19 protein-coding genes are annotated in these 20,994 nt (G+C 57.9%); 3 read left to right on the forward strand and 16 right to left on the reverse strand.

Going from position 1 to position 20,994, the window contains the following annotated elements; translation table 11 throughout:
* Position 1 precedes the first annotated feature (1 nt).
* From nuoC to AWM69_RS06515, 12 genes are all read right to left on the reverse strand, one after another.
* The gene (nuoC, locus tag AWM69_RS06460) at positions 2 to 1,786 is read right to left on the reverse strand and encodes an NADH-quinone oxidoreductase subunit C/D (protein ID WP_131653144.1); all 1,785 of its coding nucleotides are present in this window, start codon (positions 1,784 to 1,786) and stop codon (positions 2 to 4) included.
* Positions 1,787 to 1,857: 71 nt separating this feature from the next.
* The gene (locus AWM69_RS06465; protein WP_016780200.1) at positions 1,858 to 2,532 is read right to left on the reverse strand and encodes an NADH-quinone oxidoreductase subunit B family protein; all 675 of its coding nucleotides are present in this window, start codon (positions 2,530 to 2,532) and stop codon (positions 1,858 to 1,860) included.
* A gap of 10 nt (positions 2,533 to 2,542) precedes the next feature.
* Positions 2,543 to 2,956, reverse strand: coding sequence for an NADH-quinone oxidoreductase subunit A (locus AWM69_RS06470; protein ID WP_003446990.1), 414 nt, complete (start codon positions 2,954 to 2,956; stop codon positions 2,543 to 2,545).
* 560 nt (positions 2,957 to 3,516) lie between these two features.
* Positions 3,517 to 4,842 (reverse strand): isocitrate lyase, encoded by a 1,326-nt coding sequence (aceA, locus tag AWM69_RS06475; protein WP_048382489.1) that lies wholly within the window; start codon positions 4,840 to 4,842, stop codon positions 3,517 to 3,519.
* A 244-nt stretch (positions 4,843 to 5,086) separates the two neighbouring features.
* Positions 5,087 to 5,659, reverse strand: a complete 573-nt coding sequence (locus AWM69_RS06480) for a secretin (protein ID WP_218726036.1) — start codon at positions 5,657 to 5,659, stop codon at positions 5,087 to 5,089.
* Between the two features lie 223 nt (positions 5,660 to 5,882).
* Complete coding sequence (locus AWM69_RS06485) at positions 5,883 to 6,305, reverse strand: GNAT family N-acetyltransferase (RefSeq protein WP_048382491.1); 423 nt, start codon at positions 6,303 to 6,305, stop codon at positions 5,883 to 5,885.
* On the reverse strand, positions 6,298 to 7,464 hold the full coding sequence (locus AWM69_RS06490) for a cupin domain-containing protein (protein ID WP_131653142.1): 1,167 nt from the start codon (positions 7,462 to 7,464) through the stop codon (positions 6,298 to 6,300). The genes AWM69_RS06485 and AWM69_RS06490 overlap by 8 nt, the downstream gene beginning before the upstream one ends.
* 83 nt (positions 7,465 to 7,547) lie before the next feature.
* On the reverse strand, positions 7,548 to 8,918 hold the full coding sequence (gene purB / locus AWM69_RS06495; RefSeq protein WP_048382493.1) for an adenylosuccinate lyase: 1,371 nt from the start codon (positions 8,916 to 8,918) through the stop codon (positions 7,548 to 7,550).
* A 128-nt stretch (positions 8,919 to 9,046) separates the two neighbouring features.
* Positions 9,047 to 9,667 (reverse strand): high frequency lysogenization protein HflD, encoded by a 621-nt coding sequence (hflD, locus tag AWM69_RS06500; protein WP_218726037.1) that lies wholly within the window; start codon positions 9,665 to 9,667, stop codon positions 9,047 to 9,049.
* A complete protein-coding gene (gene mnmA / locus AWM69_RS06505) occupies positions 9,664 to 10,794 on the reverse strand; it encodes a tRNA 2-thiouridine(34) synthase MnmA (protein WP_131653140.1) in 1,131 nt (376 codons plus the stop codon). Before mnmA ends, hflD begins: the two co-directional genes overlap by 4 nt.
* 59 nt (positions 10,795 to 10,853) lie before the next feature.
* The gene (locus AWM69_RS06510) at positions 10,854 to 11,300 is read right to left on the reverse strand and encodes an NUDIX hydrolase (RefSeq protein ID WP_131653139.1); all 447 of its coding nucleotides are present in this window, start codon (positions 11,298 to 11,300) and stop codon (positions 10,854 to 10,856) included.
* Between the two features lie 231 nt (positions 11,301 to 11,531).
* Positions 11,532 to 13,757, reverse strand: coding sequence for an NADP-dependent isocitrate dehydrogenase (locus tag AWM69_RS06515; RefSeq protein ID WP_218726038.1), 2,226 nt, complete (start codon positions 13,755 to 13,757; stop codon positions 11,532 to 11,534).
* A gap of 463 nt (positions 13,758 to 14,220) precedes the next feature.
* On the opposite strand from AWM69_RS06515, the gene icd reads away from it, so the two are divergent.
* Complete coding sequence (icd, locus tag AWM69_RS06520; RefSeq protein WP_131653137.1) at positions 14,221 to 15,477, forward strand: NADP-dependent isocitrate dehydrogenase; 1,257 nt, start codon at positions 14,221 to 14,223, stop codon at positions 15,475 to 15,477.
* A 73-nt stretch (positions 15,478 to 15,550) separates the two neighbouring features.
* On the opposite strand, the gene AWM69_RS06525 is transcribed toward icd, so the two are convergent.
* Positions 15,551 to 15,829, reverse strand: coding sequence for a cold shock domain-containing protein (locus tag AWM69_RS06525; protein WP_131653293.1), 279 nt, complete (start codon positions 15,827 to 15,829; stop codon positions 15,551 to 15,553).
* Between the two features lie 224 nt (positions 15,830 to 16,053).
* On the opposite strand from AWM69_RS06525, the gene clpS reads away from it, so the two are divergent.
* Entirely contained in the window at positions 16,054 to 16,416 is a 363-nt protein-coding gene (gene clpS, locus AWM69_RS06530; protein ID WP_048382500.1) for an ATP-dependent Clp protease adapter ClpS, read from the forward strand.
* A 29-nt stretch (positions 16,417 to 16,445) separates the two neighbouring features.
* Complete coding sequence (gene clpA, locus AWM69_RS06535; RefSeq protein WP_218726039.1) at positions 16,446 to 18,716, forward strand: ATP-dependent Clp protease ATP-binding subunit ClpA; 2,271 nt, start codon at positions 16,446 to 16,448, stop codon at positions 18,714 to 18,716.
* Positions 18,717 to 18,847: 131 nt separating this feature from the next.
* Here clpA and infA read toward each other — a convergent pair whose 3' ends face one another.
* From infA to aat, 3 genes are all read right to left on the reverse strand, one after another.
* The gene (gene infA / locus AWM69_RS06540) at positions 18,848 to 19,066 is read right to left on the reverse strand and encodes a translation initiation factor IF-1 (protein WP_002553999.1); all 219 of its coding nucleotides are present in this window, start codon (positions 19,064 to 19,066) and stop codon (positions 18,848 to 18,850) included.
* Between the two features lie 98 nt (positions 19,067 to 19,164).
* On the reverse strand, positions 19,165 to 19,872 hold the full coding sequence (locus AWM69_RS06545; protein WP_131653135.1) for an arginyltransferase: 708 nt from the start codon (positions 19,870 to 19,872) through the stop codon (positions 19,165 to 19,167).
* 54 nt (positions 19,873 to 19,926) lie between these two features.
* The gene (gene aat, locus AWM69_RS06550) at positions 19,927 to 20,607 is read right to left on the reverse strand and encodes a leucyl/phenylalanyl-tRNA--protein transferase (RefSeq protein WP_131653134.1); all 681 of its coding nucleotides are present in this window, start codon (positions 20,605 to 20,607) and stop codon (positions 19,927 to 19,929) included.
* Between the last annotated feature and the right edge of the window lie 387 nt (positions 20,608 to 20,994).

A 20,994-nucleotide genomic window follows, 5' to 3' on the forward strand; every position in this document is an offset into this window, starting at 1 on the left:
CTTAGCGGTCCACGTCGGCCATAACGAAATCGATACTACCCAGGTACGCAATCAAGTCCGCGACCATTTCACCTTTGATCACCGAAGGGATCTGCTGCAGGTGCGGGAAGCTTGGAGTACGAATCCGGGTGCGGTAGCTCATGGTGCCGCCATCGCTCGTCAGGTAATAACTGTTGATGCCCTTGGTCGCTTCGATCATCTGGAAGGATTCGTTGGCCGGCATGACCGGGCCCCACGAAACTTGCAGGAAGTGCGTGATCAAGGTCTCGATGTGCTGCAACGTGCGCTCTTTTGGCGGCGGCGTGGTCAGCGGGTGATCCGCCTTGTACGGCCCGGCCGGCATGTTGCGCATGCACTGCTCGATGATTTTCAGGCTCTGGCGCATTTCTTCGACACGCACGATGCAACGATCGTAGGCGTCACCGTTGGCTGCCAGCGGGACTTCGAATTCGAAGTTCTCGTAGCCCGAGTACGGACGCGCCTTGCGCAGGTCGAAATCGCAACCGGTCGAACGCAGGCCGGCACCGGTGACGCCCCATTCCAGGGCCTCTTTGGTGTTGTAGGCGGCAACGCCGATGGTACGGCCACGCAGGATGCTGTTGTCCAGAGCGGCTTTCTGGTATTCGTCCAGACGCTTGGGCATCCAGTCGATGAATTCCTTGACCAGACGCTCCCAGCCGTTCGGCAGGTCGTGGGCAACGCCACCGATGCGGTACCAGGCCGGGTGCAGGCGGAAGCCGGTGATGGCTTCGATCACTTTGTAGGCACGCTGACGGTCGGTGAAGGTGAAGAACACCGGGGTCATGGCGCCCACGTCCTGGATATAGGTACCCAGGAACAGCAGGTGGCTGGTGATACGGAAGAACTCGGCCATCATGATGCGGATGGTGTCGACCCGATCCGGAACCTTGATGCCGGCCAGCTTCTCGACCGACAGCACGTACGGCAGGTTGTTCATCACGCCGCCGAGGTAGTCGATACGGTCGGTGTACGGGATGAAGCTGTGCCAGGACTGGCGCTCGGCCATTTTTTCGGCACCACGGTGGTGGTAGCCGACGTCTGGCACGCAGTCGACGATTTCTTCACCGTCCAGCTGCAGGATGATACGGAAGGCACCGTGAGCCGAAGGGTGGTTCGGGCCCAGGTTGAGGAACATGTAGTCCTCGTTTTCGCCGGAACGCTTCATGCCCCAGTCTTCCGGGCGGAAACGTGCGGCTTCTTCTTCCAGCTGCACCTTGGCCAGGGTCAGGCTGTACGGGTCGAACTCGGTGGCACGGGCCGGGAAGTCCTTGCGCAGCGGGTGACCTTCCCAGGTCGGCGGCATCATGATGCGCGACAGGTGCGGGTGACCTTTGAAGTCGATACCGAACATGTCCCAGACTTCACGCTCGTACCAGTTGGCGTTCGGCCAGATACCGGTCACGGTCGGTACGCTGAGGTCGCTCTCGGACAAGGCGACCTTGATCATTACGTCACTATTACGTTCAAGCGACATCAGGTGGTAGAAGACGGTGAAGTCTGCACCCGATGGCAGGCCCTGACGCTTGGTACGCAGACGTTCGTCCACACCATGCAAGTCATAGAGCATGACGTAAGGTTTTGGCAGGTTGCGCAGGAAAGTCAGTACTTCGACCAGTTTTGCGCGGGCAACCCAAAGCACCGGCATGCCGGTGCGCGTGGCCTGTGCGGTGAACGCATCAGGGCCAAAACGAGTGTTCAGTTCGACAACCACATCGTGGTCGTCAGCCTTATAAGGCGGGATGTACAGAGCGGAGCCTGTAGTCATGGTTTTTTATCGCTTTCGGTCAACGTAAAGAATGAAGCCAGGGTTTCGTTCTATGTAAGAAGCGGTCTGGATCAGACTTCGTCGGGGCTGCGCAGGTTAGTGACCTGAATACGCTGTTCACGGCGCTGTTCCTTTTGCGACGGCATCTCGGCGCGGTAAACGCCTTGTTCGCCGACAACCCAGGAAAGTGGGCGACGCTCCTGGCCAATCGACTCTTGCAAGAGCATCAAGCCTTGCAGGAAAGCCTCAGGGCGGGGTGGGCAGCCTGGCACGTAAACGTCCACGGGCAGGAACTTGTCGACCCCTTGAACCACGGAGTAGATGTCGTACATGCCGCCGGAGTTGGCGCAAGAACCCATGGAGATAACCCATTTAGGTTCGAGCATTTGCTCATAGAGGCGCTGGATGATGGGCGCCATCTTGATGAAGCAGGTACCGGCAATAACCATGAAATCCGCCTGGCGCGGCGATGCCCGGATAACTTCGGCGCCGAAGCGCGCGATGTCGTGGGGCGCCGTGAAGGCGGTGGTCATTTCCACGTAGCAGCACGACAAGCCGAAGTTGTACGGCCACAGGGAGTTTTTACGCCCCCAGTTGACCGTGCCGTTCAGCACGTCTTCAAGCTTGCCCATGAAGATGTTTTTGTGGACTTGATCTTCTAACGGATCGGCAACGGTTTCCCGTGTGCCGATCGGATACTGCTCGTTAGGAGCGTCCGGGTCGATCCTGGTAAGTTCGTATTGCATCGCCAAAGCCTCATTGTTTCAGCTTGGCCTGCCGCTTGCGACGAGCTTCCGGTGCCCAATCAAGAGCACCCACCCGAAATAGGTAGACAAGGCCTGCCAACAGAATTGCTATGAAAACGAGAGCTTCGACGAATCCGGTCCAGCCGCTTTCGCGTACAGACACAGACCAGGCAAAGAGAAAAAGGGCTTCGATATCGAAGATCACGAACAGCATCGCGACCAGATAGAATTTGGCTGAGAGCCGTAAGCGGGCGCCACCTGTAGGTAGCATGCCGGACTCGAACGGTTCGTTTTTGCTGCGACCCCAGGCTTTTGACCCAAGGAGGCTGGAGACGCCAAGCATGAAGGCGCAAAGGCCGACAACGCCGAGAAGGAAAATGGCAAAGCCCCAGTTATGGGCTATGAGTCCTGTCGCTTCGGGCATGCTGGTAATCCTTAACAGAGAGCAACGGTCTCTGAGCTTGAAAAGGTAATAAAGCAGTGACGATATGTCGCAGATCAATTGATGGGCGCGATTTTATGGCTAAACACCCAGCAAGTAAATTTTCTAAGATGAATTAATTCAATCCTTTAGTGGTATAGCCTTCCGTAAAGTCTGTGTAAGCCGTGCGGCACGGGCATTACAGCAAATTTCGATGATTGTGTTTTGTTGTCGGGATAATCAACAACAGCAACTCTAAATGATAATTGATATCGTTTAGGTGCTTGCCGGAAGTACCGATTACCGCTCAACCCACCCAAGTTGGCTTATATATGTATGGTTGGCAAGTTTGGAACTTGCCTTTCTAACCGGGTCTGAATGTTGGGGTATGGATCTGGGTCAAGGTTTTGCTGATCTGGTGTGATCGCTTCGTTCCTGTGGCAGCGGCGACGGGAAGCGGTCAGTCATCTTCTGGATAAAAAACGCCCCGAACCAGTCGGGGCGTAATGTTCAAGGCGTTGCGCTTGTTCTGTACATGTCAGGCAACGGCCATGGTTCTACTGTCAGTGGAACTGTTCTTCTTCGGTGGAGCCGGTCAGGGCGGTAACCGATGACGAGCCACCCTGGATCACGGTGGTCATGTCGTCGAAGTAGCCTGTGCCCACTTCCTGCTGGTGCGCCACAAAGGTGTAGCCTTTAGCAGCGTCAGCAAATTCCTGTTCTTGCAGTTTCACGTAGGCGGTCATGTCGTTGCGGGCGTAATCGTGCGCCAGGTTGAACATGCTGTGCCACATGTTGTGAATGCCGGCCAGGGTGATGAACTGGTGCTTGTAGCCCATGGCTGACAGTTCGCGCTGGAACTTGGCGATGGTCGCGTCGTCCAGGTTTTTCTTCCAGTTGAAGGAAGGCGAGCAGTTGTAGGACAGCAGTTGGTCCGGGTATTCCTTTTTGATCGCCTCAGCAAAGCGGCGCGCTTCTGCCAGATCCGGCTTGGCGGTTTCGCACCAGATCAGGTCGGCATACGGTGCGTAGGCCAGGCCACGGGCAATGGCTTGATCAAGACCGGCGCGGACTTTGTAGAAACCTTCCTTGGTGCGTTCACCTGTGACGAAGGGTTGGTCGTAAGGGTCGCAGTCCGAGGTCAGCAGGTCGGCGGCGTTGGCGTCGGTACGGGCCAGAATGATGGTCGGTGTACCGGCAACGTCAGCAGCCAGTCGGGCAGCTGTCAGCTTTTGTACGGCTTCCTGGGTAGGCACCAGCACCTTGCCGCCCATGTGGCCGCATTTTTTAACCGAGGCCAGCTGATCTTCGAAGTGAACGCCGGCGGCGCCTGCTTCGATCATGCTCTTCATCAGCTCGTAGGCGTTGAGTACGCCACCGAAACCGGCTTCGGCGTCGGCCACGATCGGTGCGAAGTAATCGATGTAACCCTGGTCGCCCGGGTTTTTGCCTGCTTTCCACTGGATCTGGTCGGCGCGGCGGAACGAGTTATTGATGCGCTTGACCACGGTAGGTACGGAGTCCACCGGGTACAGCGACTGGTCGGGGTACATGGATTCGGCAGAGTTGTTGTCTGCCGCCACTTGCCAGCCCGACAGGTAAATAGCCTGGATGCCGGCTTTAACCTGTTGTACTGCCTGGCCCCCGGTCAGGGCGCCCATGCAGTTGACGAAATCTTTCTCAGGACGGAAGGACGGGTGTGCGCCCTGTGTCACCAGTTTCCACAGCTTATCGGCGCCCATTTTCGCAAAGGTGTGCTCGGGTTGAACCGAGCCGCGCAGGCGGACCACGTCAGCAGCGGAATAATCGCGAGTCACGCCTTTCCAGCGCGGGTTTTCGGCCCAGTCTTTTTCAAGGGCTGCAATTTGCTGTTCGCGTGTCAGTGCCATGGAGATAAACCTCGTCGCATAGGTCTGGGTTGAAAATTCTGCTCCACCAGGCACACAAAATGTTGTTTGAGTGAGTGCGTGAATGGCAGCTCGCTAACGATCCGGGGCGCTTGGCAGGGCCTCTGATCAGCGGGAGCGGGGCCATCATGCCTCTGCTTTTTTGTGTCGTCAAACGTTTTGTAGTGCTTTTTTTATGGCACTACATATTTGGTCTGATTCGACTTGTCAGTCAGTTTTGGCCCTGTTAGTCGAGTGCATCGACCTTGACCCGCAAACTCAGACCTTTACGGCTTTGAGTAGAGTACGTAAGGGTTGAGCCTTGTTGTCCGGTCTGATTTTGAGCGTTGAAGCTGGCCAGGGTGATCCACTGTCCGAGTGGGCCGCTGACCTGTGTGTTGGCTCTTCGTATTTCTACTACATCACGACGTTCATCGCTCATTCGGTCCTGTTCGGTGCTGATGGCGAGATTTACGATGTCATTCTTCACATTGGCCGTGACATAGAAGCCTTGTGTGACGTCGCGATACTCCGTCTGCGCCATCGGGCGGCCATACGCATCGGTTCCCATACTGGTAAGGGGGACGCTTTGCCCGGTTTGAATGAAGGCGGGTACGCCTTCGGTGACCTGGATTTGTTGAGTGCCTCCTTCACGGCTGTCGGTGCTGATCGTGCGGGTCTGGCTGTTGTCGGCGGGCAAGTTGCCGTCACGGGTTTCAACGGTGATCAGTAGGCGTCGGGCAGGTGAAGGCTGGGTGTCGGCGACAGCGCTGATGCTTGAAAGCAGCAGCAGACTGACGATGAAGGGGCGTAGGGACATGTCCGTTATCTCCGCAATGCTCGAAAGGGCTTGAGGAGAGTGTGCCAGATAGCAAAACGCCCTGCGATCCGGGGAGGATGGCAGGGCGTTTAATACAGAGCCTGTAGCCGCTGCCGCAGGCTGCGATGGGTTGCGAAGTGACCCTGAAGGTCCTTCGGTTCTTTTCGCAGCCTTCGGCAGCGGCTACACCTGTACGATCTGTAGCGCCAGTCGCAAAGCTTGCTCAGCCCTCGCGCACCATATCAACGTGGGGAATACCTGCTTCCAGGAATTCCGCGCTGACGATTTTGAAGCCCAGGCGCTCGTAGAACGGGGTGGCATGCACTTGTGCGCTGAGCATCTGTTGCTTGAGCCCGCGTTTTTCAGCTTCGCTGATGGTCGCTTGCATCAGGGCGTCACCGACTTTAAGTCCGCGCCAGTCCTTGAGGACCGACACGCGGCCGATATGACCGTCCGGCAGCAGCCGGGCGGTACCGATCGGAAAGTCGCCTTCGTAGGCCAGAAAATGCACAGCGTCGGCATCGTCTGCATCCCACTCCAGTTCTGGAGGAACTGATTGTTCTGCAATAAACACCGCCTCACGGATGCGTCGAAGTTCGGCGTTGTCCTTTTGCCAGTCGGCGACACGTACGTGAATGCTATTCATCAGCGAACCCCAGGCTTCCTTGTTTGACCAGCTCACAGAGCAGGTTGCGTCCATCTTCATCGGCCAACCATTGACCGAGGTTGTCGCTGTGCAGCGCGTCGGCGGCACAGATCATTTTCAGCAAATCGCGCAGCTTGCCCGGCAGCAGGCGGCTTTGGCCGCTGGCGAACAGTAGCAGGTCTTCGTCCACTTCAGACCAGGCCAGGCGGGCGCTCGGGTTGCGGATCAGGACGGCGCCCTGTTCCAGGCTGCCCAGCAGGTCTTCTTCTTCGAGCTCGGGGCCCACCACGAGTTCCGGATAGCGCGGCTCGGTCATGAACTGGCCGAACCAGGTCAGCAGCATGCGCTCATCGCTCATGTGCTCGGTCAGCAGGCCTTTCAGGCGATCGAGGGCGTCGTGCTGGATCTGGTGCGGATCGCTGGCCGGCTGCGCGTCGGCATCGGTGTAGCGCTCTTCATCCGGCAGGTACTGGCTGAGGAAGTCGGTGAAATGAGTCAGCACTTCGGCGGCGCTTGGCGCACGGAAGCCAACCGAGTAGGTCAGGCAGTCATCCACGGCAACGCCGCAATGGGCCAGACGCGGTGGCAGGTACAGCATGTCGCCGGGTTCCAGGGTCCACTCGTCAGTCGCCTGGAAGTCGGCAAGGATGCGCAGGTCGGCATGCTCCAGCAATGGGCTGTCCGAATCGCACATTTGGCCGATCTGCCAGTGGCGCTTGCCGTGGCCTTGCAGCAGGAACACGTCGTAGTTGTCGAAGTGCGGGCCGACGCTGCCACCCGGGGCGGCGTAGCTGATCATCACGTCGTCGATGCGCCAGCTTGGCAGAAAGCGGAAGTTTTCCAGCAATTCGCCGACTTCCGGCACGAACTGGTCAACCGCTTGCACCAGCAAGGTCCACTCGCGCTCTGGCAATTTGCCGAATTCGTCTTCGCCGAACGGGCCGCGGCGCAATTCCCATGGGCGCTCGCCGTGTTCGATCACAAGGCGCGATTCGACTTCTTCTTCAAGTGCCAGACCGGCCAGTTCGTCGGCGTCGATCGGGCTTTCGAAGTCAGGAATGGCCTGGCGGATCAGCAGCGGTTTCTTCTGCCAGTAATCGCGCAGGAATTCGCGTGCAGTGATGCCGCCCAGAAGTTGAAGAGGAGTATCAGGATTCATGTGTAACCTATTGAAAAATTGCGCTTTGTATTCGGGAATAAAAACGCCCGGCACGGCCGGGCGTTAGTAGGTCGTTGCAGCAATCAGATGCGCTTGGCCTGCTCGACAGCGTTGCCAATGTAGTTGGCAGGTGTCAGCAGCTTCAGCTCGGCCTTGGCCGCTTCCGGCATTTCAAGGCCGTCGATGAACGTTTGCAGGGCTTCTGGGCTGATGCCTTTGCCGCGGGTCAGCTCTTTGAGCTTCTCGTACGGGTTTTCGATGTTGTAGCGGCGCATCACGGTCTGGATGGGCTCGGCGAGCACTTCCCAGCAGGCATCCAGATCGGCGGCGATCTTTTGAGCGTTCAGCTCGAGCTTGCTGATGCCTTTGAGGCTGGCTTCGTACGCGATCACGCTGTGAGCAAAGCCGACACCGAGGTTGCGCAGTACGGTGGAGTCCGTCAGGTCGCGCTGCCAGCGGGAAATTGGCAGCTTGCTGGCCAGGTGCTGGAACAGGGCGTTGGCGATACCCAGGTTGCCTTCGGAGTTTTCGAAGTCGATCGGGTTGACCTTGTGCGGCATCGTCGAGGAACCGATTTCGCCCGCGATGGTGCGCTGCTTGAAGTAGCCCAGGGAAATGTAGCCCCAGATATCGCGATCGAAGTCGATCAGGATGGTGTTGAAGCGCGCGATGGCATCGAACAGCTCGGCGATGTAATCGTGTGGTTCGATCTGAGTGGTGTACGGGTTGAAGCCCAGGCCCAGTTCGTCTTCGATGAAGGCGCGGGCGTTGGCTTCCCAGTCGATCTGCGGGTAGGCCGACAGGTGGGCGTTGTAGTTGCCTACGGCGCCATTGATCTTGCCCAGCAGCGGTACTGCAGCGACCTGAGCGATCTGACGCTCCAGGCGGTACACCACGTTGGCCAGTTCTTTGCCCAGGGTGGTCGGCGAAGCCGGTTGGCCGTGGGTGCGCGACAGCATCGGCACGTCGGCGAAACGGATGGCCAGCTCACGGATGGCTTCAGCGGTCTGGCGCATCAGCGGCAGCATCACGTCATCACGGCCTTCGCGCAGCATCAGGGCGTGGGACAGGTTGTTGATGTCCTCGCTGGTGCAGGCAAAGTGGATGAATTCGCTGACATTGGCCAGTTCAGGCAGCTTCGCGGCCTGTTCCTTGAGCAGGTACTCAATGGCTTTTACGTCGTGGTTGGTGGTGCGCTCGATCTCTTTCACGCGCTCGGCGTGCTCCAGAGAGAAGTTTTCGGCCAGTTCGTTCAGAACGGCGTTGGCTTCGGCGGAAAAGGCCGGGACTTCAGGGATGGCGGCGTGAGCGGCCAGGCGCTGGAGCCAGCGGACTTCAACCAGAACGCGGGCACGGATCAGGCCGTACTCGCTGAAAATTGGGCGCAGGGCCTGGGTTTTGCCGGCGTAGCGGCCGTCAACAGGGGAAACCGCAGTGAGCGAAGAAAGCTGCATGGGGTGTTCTCGGACAGTCGGGCAACGAAATGGGGCGCGTATCATACATGAAAAAAACGGCCGGCCCGTTGCCAACTGACCGGCGTCATACGCGTATCGACGTTACAAAGTGTGCCTGCTGGCGTGTTTCAGTTGCGCAGCATGGGATAAAGCTCTTTGAGCAGCTTGCGGCGGCTGATGACCAGCTGCCAGCGGTGACCACCCAGTTGACGCCAAAGCCGCGCCGAGCGGATACCGGCCAGCAGCAGGGCGCGAATTTTTGCAGCATTGTTCGGTTGTTGCAGGTTGCGCATGTCGCCATGCACCTGGATGCGTTGGCGCAAAGTGCTCAGGGTGTCCTGATACAGCGCGCCACACGCGGCCACTACGTTTTCGTGCGCCGGGCCGAAGTGCTCGACCTGCGACTGGATTTGCGGCAAGCGTTTGCCGATCAGCTCCAGCATGTCGTTGCGTTTGGCCAGTTGGCGCTCCAGGCCCAGCATCGACAGGGCGTAGCGCAAGGGTTCGCGCTGCAGGGTGTTGGGATCGCGCTCGAGGGCGCCGATCAGGGCGCGATAACCTTCGCGCAGGTTGATGTCGTCACCACCGTAGACTTCCAGCGTGTCCTTGGGGTCGCGAATCAGCAAGCTGCCGAGCATGCAGCTCAGGTCGGCTTCACCGATCTGGCCGGTCTTGGCGATCTTGTCCACCAGCACCGCGGCGAGAAACACGCCGCCCAGGGCGATCAGTTGCTCCTGAGTGGGATTCATGCGCGGCTGTCCCGGGTGCAGGGTTCTGCGACTTCGATCACGCCACCGCCCAAACAGATGTCGCCATCGTAAAACACCACGGACTGGCCGGGTGTCACGGCACGTTGCGGGTCATCGAACGTGGCGCGATAACCGCTGGCGGTCTTTTCCAGGGTGCAGGGCTGGTCGCTCTGGCGATACCGGACCTTGGCGGTCAGGCGCAGCGGGCTGCTCAGGTCGACCGGGTTGACCCAGTAGATTTCCGAGGCGAGCAGGGCGCGGGAGAACAACCAGGGGTGGTCATTGCCCTGGCCAACGATCAGCTCGTTGTGCTCAAGGTCCTTGACCAGCACGTACCACGGTTCGTCACCGGCGTCTTTCAGGCCGCCAATGCCCAGGCCCTGGCGCTGACCGATGGTGTGGTACATCAGGCCGTGGTGGCGGCCGATGACTTCACCTTCGGTGGTTTTGATCTCGCCCGGTTGCGCGGGCAGGTATTGCTTGAGGAAATCGCTGAAGCGGCGTTCGCCAATAAAGCAGATACCGGTGGAGTCTTTTTTCTTGGCGGTGGCCAGGTCATGCTTTTCAGCAATCTTGCGCACTTCCGGCTTTTCCAGTTCGCCCACCGGGAACAGGGTCTTGGCAATCTGTTCGCCGCCGACGGCGTGCAGGAAGTAGCTCTGGTCCTTGTTCGGGTCCAGCCCTTTGAGCAGCTCTGTACGGCCGTCGATGTCGCGGCGGCGCACATAGTGCCCGGTGGCGATCAGGTCGGCGCCAAGCATCAGGGCATAGTCAAGGAACGCCTTGAACTTGATTTCACGGTTGCACAGGATGTCCGGGTTCGGGGTGCGCCCGGCTTTGTATTCGGCCAGGAAGTGTTCGAACACGTTGTCCCAGTACTCGGCGGCAAAGTTGGCGGTGTGCAGCTTGATGCCAATTTTGTCGCACACGGCCTGGGCGTCCGCCAGGTCATCCATGGCGGTGCAGTAATCCGTTCCGTCGTCTTCCTCCCAGTTCTTCATGAACAGGCCTTCCACCTGGTAGCCCTGCTCCATGAGCAGAACGGCGGAAACGGAAGAATCTACACCGCCGGACATGCCGACGATGACACGCTGTTTTTCGGGGGCGACTAAGGCTGGATCACGCATAAGGTTTCAATGAGTGTCTTGAAAAAGGACGCGATTCTAACAGGCCCGAGCGCTCAAGGCTAAACCGAAGGGCGGATTAACGTGAGGTCGAACAGTTTGCCGTCCAGATAATCGTCGATGCACTTCAGACTCAGCTCGCTGCGCCAGCGGTGACGCTGCTCCAGCAGCTCGTCACGGGTCAGCCAGAGCGGGCCGATGATGCCGGTGTCCAGGGTGTGTTCGGGGTGGTGCTGAAGGGCTTTGCCGGCGAAGCAGACACGCTGATAGGTCACGCCATTGCTGGGGGCGGTGTAGAGGTAAATGCCGATGACGCCGGTCAGCTCGACGTCATAGCCGGTTTCTTCGAGGGTTTCGCGGATTGCGGCCTCGATCAGGCTTTCGTTCGGGTCAAGGTGGCCCGCCGGTTGGTTGAGCACGGCGCGTTCGCCCTTGAGCTCTTCGACCATCAGGAAGCGGCCATTGTCTTCGACAACGGTGGCGACGGTGATATGGGGTTTCCATTCCATGGGCAGGTCTCGTTGTATCGGATGATGAGTCGTAGCCGCTGCCAAAGGCTGCGTCGGTTGCGAAGCAATCGTAAACCCTGAGCGTCGGGTTGCACTGACGGGTCGCGGGATTGATTCTACGACGACTGTGTCGCCATACGCAGGCTTTGGCAGCGGCTAAAGCATTTCTGCCACTCAGAAAACACAAACCCCGGCGTCGTGGGCCGGGGTTTGTGGTGTTGCCTGTTGCTCTTACACCAGCGACGCGATGATCGCGTTGAAGGTTGCGCTTGGGCGCATGGCCTTGCTCACCAGTGCGGCATCAGCGTGGTAGTAACCACCGATGTCGACTGGCTTGCCCTGTACCGCGTTGAGTTCGGCAACGATGGTTGCTTCGTTCTCGGTCAAGGCTTTTGCCACAGGGGCGAATTGTGCTTGCAGCTCTTTGTCTTCGGTCTGGGCTGCCAGGGCTTGTGCCCAGTACAGCGTCAGGTAGAAGTGGCTGCCGCGGTTGTCGATGTTGCCGACTTTACGCGATGGCGATTTGTTGTTGTCGAGGAACTGGCCGGTAGCCTGGTCCAGGGTCTTGGCCAACACCAACGCTTTCGGGTTGTTGTAGGTCGTGCCCAGGTGTTCCAGGGAAGCGGCCAGTGCCAGGAACTCACCCAGCGAGTCCCAACGCAGGAAGTTTTCTTCCAGCAGTTGTTGCACGTGCTTGGGTGCCGAGCCGCCGGCGCCGGTTTCAAACAGACCGCCGCCATTCATCAGCGGTACGATCGAGAGCATTTTGGCGCTGGTGCCCAGTTCCATGATCGGGAACAGGTCAGTCAGGTAGTCGCGCAGTACGTTGCCGGTGACCGAGATGGTATCCAGACCGGCGCGGGTACGCTCCAGAGTGAGCTTCATGGCGTCTACCGGGGCCATGATGCGAATGTCCAGGCCGCTGGTGTCGTGATCTTTCAGGTAGGTTTCGACCTTTTTGATCATTTCTGCGTCATGGCTACGCTTTGGGTCCAGCCAGAATACGGCCGGTGTGTTGCTGGCGCGAGCGCGGTTGACGGCCAGCTTGACCCAGTCGCGGATCGGCGCGTCTTTGGCCTGGCACATGCGCCAGATATCGCCTTCCTCGACTTTCTGTTCCATCAGCACGTTGCCGTTGCTGTCAGTAACCCGCACAACGCCCGGGGTCTTGATCTGGAAGGTTTTGTCGTGGGAACCGTATTCTTCGGCTTTTTGCGCCATCAGGCCAACGTTTGGCACGCTGCCCATGGTGGTCGGATTGAAGGCGCCGTGCTTCTGGCAGTCTTCGATGGTCGCCTGATAAATAGTGGCGTAGCAGCGATCCGGGATCACGGCCTTGGTGTCTTGCAGCTGACCTTCGGTGTTCCACATTTTGCCGGAATCACGAATCATGGCCGGCATCGAGGCGTCGACGATAACGTCGCTAGGCACGTGCAGGTTGGTGATGCCCTTGTCGGAGTTGACCATGGCCAACGCAGGACGGGTGGCATACACAGCCTGGATATCTGCTTCGATTTCAGCTTGTTTCTCGGCTGGCAACGCCTTGATGCGAGCGTACAGGTCGCCGATACCGTTGTTCAGGTTGAAGCCGATTTCTTTCAGGACGTCAGCGTGTTTTTCCAGCGCATCCTTGTAGAACTCAGCGACGATCTGACCAAACATGATCGGGTCCGAGACCTTCATCATGGTGGCTTTCAAGTGCACGGAGAACAGCACGCCCTGTTTCTTGGCGTCTTCGATTTCGGCCGCTACGAACTGGCGCAGGGCTTTTTTGCTCATGGTGGAGCAATCGATGATCTCGCCGGCTTGTACGGCGGTTTTTTCCTTCAGGACGGTGGTGGTGCCGTCTTGAGCGATCAGTTCGATTTTAACGCTGCCCGGGGCTTCGATCAGGGCGGCTTTTTCGCTGCCGTAGAAATCGCCTTCGCTCATGTGAGCAACGTGGGACTTGGAGTCTGCGGTCCAGGCGCCCATTTTGTGCGGGTGCTTGCGAGCGTAGTTTTTAACCGACAGCGGAGCGCGGCGGTCAGAGTTGCCTTCACGCAGAACCGGGTTTACGGCGCTGCCCATGACCTTGCTGTAGCGCGCCTTGGTTTCTTTTTCGGCGTCAGTGGTCACGGTTTCCGGGTAGTCCGGAATGTCAAAGCCCTGGGCTTGCAGTTCTTTGATCGCGGCCTGCAATTGCGGGACCGAGGCGCTGATGTTAGGCAGCTTGATGATGTTGGCTTCAGGGGTAACGGCCAGGGCGCCAAGTTCGGCGAGGTGGTCTGCTACGGCCTTGGCACCCAATTGCTCGGGGAAGCTGGCGAGAATACGGCCTGCCAGAGAGATGTCGCGCGTCTCAACGGCGATATCAGCGCTTGCAGTAAAGGCTTCGATGATAGGCAGCAGTGAATAGGTGGCGAGCGCCGGAGCTTCGTCGGTGAAGGTGTAGATGATCTTCGAACGGTTGGGCATTTCGGATTAACTCTCTTCTTTGCTGAGCGTGCTCAGATTCTCGAGATGCGCAGGGTAGGCGCTTTCGTTCACAGTGAACAATGAGCCGAAAGTCGAGGTTCTTCGCGGTGATGTGAATGCATCAGTAGAGCGTCAAGCGGTCGAGCCGGGGTAACAGCTCAGCCTTTCTAGGCCTGAAAGACTCATTCCTGTAGGTATTTCGCTGTGACTCCGTGGTCACCGGCGCAGTATACATAGGTCACTAATGTTCCTGCGAGGGGTGCTGCCTATCACGAATCATCCATTGGTCTAAGGCCCTGCGTCAAAATGCCCTGTTTTTTGGCGTTTTACCCCCGGTTTACGGGGCTGTCAGGGTGGTTGGCTGACGCTGTGGCGGTGTGTGCGGAACATTAGGTTTGCCTGCCGATTTAACTGGGGTACGCTCGGGATCGGCATGATGTTCCACCCACAAATGGAGTTCAGCATGGGATACAACAAGATCAAGGTTCCAGCCGCAGGTGAGAAAATCACCGTCAACGCCGACCATTCGCTCAATGTTCCCGACAACCCCATCATTCCTTTCATTGAAGGGGATGGCATCGGTGTCGATATCAGCCCGGTGATGATCAAGGTTGTGGATGCGGCGGTGAACAAGGCCTACGCCGGCAAGCGCAAAATCTCCTGGATGGAGGTGTATGCGGGGGAGAAAGCTACCCAGGTCTATGACCAGGATACCTGGCTGCCCCAGGAAACCCTGGATGCGGTAAAGGATTACGTGGTGTCGATCAAGGGGCCGCTGACAACCCCGGTGGGGGGCGGTATTCGCTCCCTGAACGTTGCCCTGCGCCAACAGCTTGATCTGTATGTATGCCTGCGGCCTGTGCGCTGGTTTGAGGGTGTGCCCAGCCCGGTGAAAAAACCCGGCGACGTCGATATGACGATCTTTCGCGAAAACTCCGAAGACATCTATGCCGGGATTGAATGGAAGGCCGGCTCGCCTGAAGCAATCAAGGTGATCAAGTTCCTGAAAGAAGAAATGGGCGTGACCAAGATCCGTTTCGACCAGGATTGCGGGATCGGGGTCAAGCCGGTGTCAAAGGAAGGCACCCGGCGCCTGGCGCGTAAGGCCCTGCAATACGTGGTGGATAACGACCGCGAGTCGCTGACGATCGTCCACAAGGGCAACATCATGAAGTTCACCGAAGGGGCCTTCAAAGAGTGGGCCTATGAAGTGGCGGCCGAGGAGTTCGGTGCGACCTTGCTGGACGGTGGCCCGTGGATGCAGTTCAAGAACCCGAAAACCGGGCGCAACGTGATCGTCAAAGACGCCATCGCCGATGCCATGCTGCAGCAAATCCTGTTGCGTCCGGCAGAGTATGACGTGATTGCGACGCTCAACCTCAACGGTGACTACCTGTCTGACGCCCTGGCGGCCGAGGTGGGCGGTATCGGTATTGCGCCGGGGGCCAACCTGTCCGATACCATTGCCATGTTTGAGGCGACCCACGGCACCGCGCCCAAGTACGCAGGCAAGGATCAGGTCAACCCCGGGTCACTGATCCTGTCCGCTGAAATGATGTTGCGGCACATGGGCTGGACCGAGGCAGCCGACCTGATCATCAAGGGCACCAATGGTGCGATTTCGGCCAAAACCGTGACCTATGACTTCGAGAGGCTCATGGACGGTGCCCGGCTGGTGTCGTGCTCCGGTTTCGGTGATGCCCTGATCTCCCATATGTAAACGTGCGGCCAACAAAAAGGCCGGCTCATTGAATGAGTCGGCCTTTTTTGCAGATGACGGCGGTTCCGGCAGGTCAGACCGACAGCGTGAGTGCCTGTGTCACTGCTGTTTGAGGCAGCAGGATGGCATTGGCGTCGGTAATGTTGACGGCATGCAAACCCTTGGGGCCTTGGGTGATTTCAAAGCTTACGGGCTGGCCAGCCTTGAGCGTTTTGTAGCCGTCCATCTGGATAGCTGAAAAGTGGGCAAAAAAGTCGATCGGGTGTCCGTGTTCATCAATGCCTTCCTTGGCTTCCGTATTGATAAAGCCGAAGCCTTTGGCGTTGTTGAACCACTTGACTTTGCCTTGCATACTCATATCCCTCTGCTGCAAACGACTCCATCACTGGAGTATCATCCAGTTGACTCGCACATTGCCCACTAAAATGGTTGACTGTGCGGACCTTTATTCCACATTGTGGCTTCTAATGGTTGTAACACCGTTTTACCGATAGTCAAGGCCACGCGGCAGCGCTGTTGAAATTTGATACGTTTGCCTCCATCACTGTATTCGCTCAACGACGAACCTTTCTTTCCATGCATGCAATTAGCCAGACTCGACTAACATTCAATCAGGATCAGCCCGATTTTGATGGCGAAGATTCCGCTGGCTTGGCTGTGCAAGAGGCTAAGCCTGCGCTTCAGGCGCCACCGATGTACAAGGTGGTTTTGTTCAATGATGACTACACGCCCATGGACTTTGTTGTCGAAGTACTTGAGGTGTTTTTTAACTTGAATCGCGAATTGGCGACCAAGGTTATGCTGGCCGTTCATACAGAAGGACGGGCCGTGTGTGGCATTTTTACCCGCGATATAGCCGAGACCAAGGCGATGCAGGTAAACCAGTACGCACGCGAAAGCCAGCATCCGCTACTCTGTGAAATCGAGAAGGACGGTTAACGCCGACCACTTGGGTATGAGGTGAAGCCATGTTAAATCGCGAGCTCGAAGTCACCCTCAATCTTGCCTTCAAGGAAGCCCGCTCCAAGCGTCATGAGTTCATGACGGTTGAGCATCTCCTTCTTGCGCTTTTGGATAATGAGGCGGCCGCAACCGTTCTACGCGCCTGTGGCGCAAACCTCGACAAACTCAAGCATGACCTGCAAGAGTTTATTGATTCTACGACCCCGCTGATCCCCGCTCACGATGAAGATCGCGAAACCCAGCCAACCCTGGGTTTTCAGCGTGTCTTGCAACGTGCCGTCTTCCATGTGCAAAGCTCCGGCAAGCGCGAAGTGACGGGTGCCAACGTCCTGGTTGCGATTTTCAGCGAGCAGGAGAGCCAGGCGGTGTTCCTGCTCAAGCAGCAGAGCGTTGCCCGCATTGATGTGGTCAACTTTATTGCCCACGGGATCTCCAAGGTGCCCGGGCATGGGGACCACTCCGATGGCGATCACGACATGCAGGATGAAGAGGGCGGCGAGTCGTCCTCCTCCAGCAATCCGCTGGATGCCTACGCCAGCAACCTGAACGAGCTGGCTCGTCAGGGGCGTATTGATCCGCTGGTCGGGCGCGAAATGGAAGTTGAGCGTGTTGCTCAGATTCTGGCGCGTCGACGCAAGAACAACCCGCTGCTGGTCGGCGAGGCGGGTGTGGGTAAAACCGCCATCGCCGAAGGCCTGGCCAAGCGCATCGTGGATAACCAGGTGCCGGATCTGCTGGCTAACAGCATCGTCTACTCTCTGGACCTCGGGGCCTTGCTGGCCGGTACCAAATACCGCGGCGATTTTGAGAAACGCTTCAAGGCGCTGCTGGGAGAGTTGAAAAAACGCCCGCAGGCCATTCTGTTCATCGATGAAATTCACACCATCATCGGTGCCGGCGCTGCTTCCGGCGGCGTGATGGATGCATCCAACCTGCTCAAGCCGCTGCTGTCGTCGGGCGACATCCGTTGCATCGGGTCGACGACGTTCCAGGAGTTCCGCGGGATCTTCGAGAAAGACCGTGCCCTGGCGCGACGTTTCCAGAAAGTCGACGTCTCCGAACCTTCGGTTGAAGACACGATCGGTATTCTTCGGGGGCTGAAAGGGCGTTTCGAGCTGCATCACGGTATCGAGTACAGTGACGAAGCCTTGCGCGCGGCGGCTGAGCTGGCCTCGCGTTACATCAATGACCGGCACATGCCGGACAAGGCGATTGATGTGATCGACGAGGCGGGCGCCTACCAGCGTTTGCAGCCGGTTGAAAATCGCGTCAAGCGCATCGAAGTGGCACAAGTCGAAGACATCGTGGCGAAAATCGCCCGTATTCCTCCAAAACATGTTTCCAGCTCGGACAAAGAGCTGCTGCGTAACCTGGAGCGCGATCTGCGCCTGACCGTATTTGGTCAGGATGCCGCGATTGATTCGTTGTCGACCGCGATCAAGTTGTCGCGTGCCGGCCTCAAGTCGCCTGACAAACCAGTGGGTTCCTTCCTGTTCGCCGGGCCTACCGGTGTGGGCAAGACCGAAGCTGCCCGTCAGTTGGCCAAGGCGCTGGGGATCGAGCTGGTGCGTTTCGACATGTCCGAGTACATGGAGCGCCATACCGTTTCACGTTTGATCGGCGCACCTCCGGGTTACGTGGGCTTTGACCAGGGCGGCCTGCTGACTGAGGCCATCACCAAGCAACCGCACTGCGTGTTGCTGCTCGATGAGATCGAGAAGGCGCACCCCGAGGTCTTTAACCTGCTGCTGCAGGTCATGGATCACGGCACGCTGACCGATAACAACGGGCGCAAGGCCGACTTCCGCAATGTCATCGTGATCATGACCACTAACGCCGGTGCCGAAACGGCGGCGAGGGCTTCGATCGGTTTTACCGTTCAGGACCACGCGTCCGATGCTATGGAAGCGATCAAGAAGAGCTTCACTCCGGAGTTCCGCAACCGCCTGGACACCATCATTCAGTTTGGTCGCCTCAGCCACGAGGTCATCAAACATGTGGTGGACAAGTTCCTGACCGAGCTGCAGGCCCAGCTGGACGACAAGCACGTGCAGCTCGTGGTGTCAGATGCGGCCCGCGGCTGGCTGGCAGCCGGAGGCTACGATGTGCAAATGGGTGCGCGGCCAATGGCTCGCCTGATCCAGGACAAGATCAAGCGTCCTCTGGCCGAGGAAATCCTCTTTGGCGAGCTGGCGGATCACGGCGGTGTGGTTCACATCGATCTCAAGGACGGCGAGCTGGTCTTTGAGTTTGAAACGGCTGTCGAAATGGCTTGATGTTGATAGAGCCGTAAAAAAAGCGCCGAAAGGCGCTTTTTTTTTGGATTGAATCCGCTTGGGCGGCGGCCTGGGCAAATCCCGGGCAAACAAAAACGCCCGGCAGAGCCGGGCGTTTTGTATTGACTTGCTTAGCGAGCGCGGTAAGTAATACGCCCTTTGCTCAAGTCATAGGGCGTCAGCTCGACGCGCACTTTGTCACCGGTAAGAATACGAATGTAGTTCTTGCGCATCTTGCCGGAAATATGCGCGGTTACGACGTGCCCATTTTCCAACTCCACGCGAAACATGGTGTTGGGCAGGGTGTCGACGACAGTGCCTTCCATTTCGAAGCTGTCTTCTTTCGACATGCAGTAAAGCCCTCGGTGTCCAATGAATGGCCCGGTGCAACTGCGCCAGGCAAAAGCGGCGTGCATTGTGCCCGAAAAATGGGGTTTAAGCCAAGGGTTCAGTTAAGAGTGCTCCATCTCTGATTGATCAGCAGCTCAATGGGCCGATATTCGGTCTTGTAATTCATCTTTTTGCAGTTCTTGATCCAGTACCCCAGGTAGAGCGCGTCCAGCCCCAGTCGCCGGGCTTCGGCGATTTGCCAGAGAATCCCGTAGCGGCCCAGACTGCGGCGTTCTTCGGTGGGTTCGTAAAAGGTGTAGACGGCCGATAAACCATTGGGCAGCACATCGGTGACAGCAACGGCGAGCAAGCGTGTGCCAAGGCGGAACTCGTAAAAGGTCGAGAACGGCAGGTCGCGTACCAGGAAAGTCGAAAATTGATCGCGGCTCGGTGGAAACATGTCGCCATCGGCATGCCGCTGCTCGATATAGCGTTTGTACAGGTCAAAATGCTCTTCGCTGAAGCCGGGCTTTTTGGCTTGTACCTCCAAGTCGGCATTGCGCTTGAAAATACGTTTTTGCTGACGATTGGGGGTAAATAGCGCCACAGGAATGCGCGCAGGCGTGCAGGCGTCGCACTTCAGGCAATGCGGCCGATAGAGATGGTCGCCACTGCGCCGAAAGCCCATTTCGGACAAGTCGGCGTAGACCTGCACATCCATCGGCTGGCTGGGATCGAGGAACAGCGTGGTGGCCTGTTCGTCGGGCAGGTAGCTGCAAACGTGAGGTTGAGTGGCATAAAACTTCAAGCGCGCCAGCTCGGTCATGATTGGCCCTCGGAAAATCTTTGAATTAAGTGTAAGCCAGCGTACAGAACTCGCCTACAAAACCCATTGCGCAGTTGCAGGCTGATCCAGATGATTGCGCAGATACTCGGCGAACTGGCTGCGGGGAATAGAGCGGGCGCCCAGGCTTTGCAGGTGGTCGGTGGGCATTTGGCAGTCAATCAGGACGAATCCCCAGGCCTGGAGTTGCTTGACCAGCGTCGCAAACCCGAATTTCGAGGCGTTATCGGCGCGGCTGAACATGGATTCACCGAAAAACAGCTGGCCCATTGCCAGGCCATACAGGCCGCCCACCAGTTCGCCGTTGTCCCACACTTCAACCGAATGGGCGTGGCCCCGTGCATGAAGCTCGATGTAGGCCGCTTGCATGTCATCGGTGATCCATGTGCCGTCTGCATGGGCGCGGGGCGCTGCGCACGCTCGTATAACGGCCGCGAAGTCGCGGTCAAAACTGACGTCATAGCGCTGTTGGCGCAAGAGCTTGCCCAGGCTGCGCGAAACGTGAAGTTCTTCGGGGAACAGCACGGTACGCGGGTCCGGTGACCACCAGAGGATCGGCTGGCCTTCGGAAAACCACGGGAAGCAACCGTGACGATAGGCCTGGATCAGCCGGTCGGCCGACAGGTCGCCGCCTGCCGCCAACAGTCCATTGGGCTCGCGCATGGCCTTGTTCAAGGGCGGGAAGGTGAGGGTGTCGCGTTTTAACCAGGTCAGCATGGCAATCAGTCTTACTGAAGTAGGGGAGGGCGGCTGCAACTCTGTCGCACGGGTGTGGTCTCAGTCGATCTGCCAGTTAAATGCAACGTCGGTTTTGACAGTGGTATAAGTCTTTGTCACAAAAGGCAATGCATGCTCAAATTAGCGCCTCTCAGGCCTCTGGACGGTAAATGTCAGCGTCCCTGGTGGCGACGTGGCATCCACGGCTTAAACCCGTACAATGGCCCGCCTGTTTGAGCTGTTCTAAACTGCACAGAGTTCACTGGGTTGCATGGCGGGCTGGTCATGCAGTTGCAGGTAATCATACAAGGCCGTGTGCAAGGCTAGTCCAGTTTCATGTCTGAACTTGTCACCTGCTCGATGCGAGCAGTATTTTGCAGTCAATCA

The organism is Pseudomonas sp. D1HM (assembly GCF_019266105.1).
GTDB classification, from domain to species: domain Bacteria; phylum Pseudomonadota; class Gammaproteobacteria; order Pseudomonadales; family Pseudomonadaceae; genus Aquipseudomonas; species Aquipseudomonas taetrolens.

Coding starts and splice junctions, on each gene's coding strand:
- nuoC (WP_131653144.1), bottom strand. CDS start 1,786: ATGACTACAGGCTCCGCTCTGTACATCCCGCCTTATAAGGCTGACGAC.
- AWM69_RS06465 (WP_016780200.1), bottom strand. CDS start 2,532: ATGCAATACGAACTTACCAGGATCGACCCGGACGCTCCTAACGAGCAG.
- AWM69_RS06470 (WP_003446990.1), bottom strand. CDS start 2,956: ATGCCCGAAGCGACAGGACTCATAGCCCATAACTGGGGCTTTGCCATT.
- aceA (WP_048382489.1), bottom strand. CDS start 4,842: ATGGCACTGACACGCGAACAGCAAATTGCAGCCCTTGAAAAAGACTGG.
- AWM69_RS06480 (WP_218726036.1), bottom strand. CDS start 5,659: ATGTCCCTACGCCCCTTCATCGTCAGTCTGCTGCTGCTTTCAAGCATC.
- AWM69_RS06485 (WP_048382491.1), bottom strand. CDS start 6,305: ATGAATAGCATTCACGTACGTGTCGCCGACTGGCAAAAGGACAACGCC.
- AWM69_RS06490 (WP_131653142.1), bottom strand. CDS start 7,464: ATGAATCCTGATACTCCTCTTCAACTTCTGGGCGGCATCACTGCACGC.
- purB (WP_048382493.1), bottom strand. CDS start 8,918: ATGCAGCTTTCTTCGCTCACTGCGGTTTCCCCTGTTGACGGCCGCTAC.
- hflD (WP_218726037.1), bottom strand. CDS start 9,667: ATGAATCCCACTCAGGAGCAACTGATCGCCCTGGGCGGCGTGTTTCTC.
- mnmA (WP_131653140.1), bottom strand. CDS start 10,794: ATGCGTGATCCAGCCTTAGTCGCCCCCGAAAAACAGCGTGTCATCGTC.
- AWM69_RS06510 (WP_131653139.1), bottom strand. CDS start 11,300: ATGGAATGGAAACCCCATATCACCGTCGCCACCGTTGTCGAAGACAAT.
- AWM69_RS06515 (WP_218726038.1), bottom strand. CDS start 13,757: ATGCCCAACCGTTCGAAGATCATCTACACCTTCACCGACGAAGCTCCG.
- icd (WP_131653137.1), top strand. CDS start 14,221: ATGGGATACAACAAGATCAAGGTTCCAGCCGCAGGTGAGAAAATCACC.
- AWM69_RS06525 (WP_131653293.1), bottom strand. CDS start 15,829: ATGCAAGGCAAAGTCAAGTGGTTCAACAACGCCAAAGGCTTCGGCTTT.
- clpS (WP_048382500.1), top strand. CDS start 16,054: ATGCATGCAATTAGCCAGACTCGACTAACATTCAATCAGGATCAGCCC.
- clpA (WP_218726039.1), top strand. CDS start 16,446: ATGTTAAATCGCGAGCTCGAAGTCACCCTCAATCTTGCCTTCAAGGAA.
- infA (WP_002553999.1), bottom strand. CDS start 19,066: ATGTCGAAAGAAGACAGCTTCGAAATGGAAGGCACTGTCGTCGACACC.
- AWM69_RS06545 (WP_131653135.1), bottom strand. CDS start 19,872: ATGACCGAGCTGGCGCGCTTGAAGTTTTATGCCACTCAACCTCACGTT.
- aat (WP_131653134.1), bottom strand. CDS start 20,607: ATGCTGACCTGGTTAAAACGCGACACCCTCACCTTCCCGCCCTTGAAC.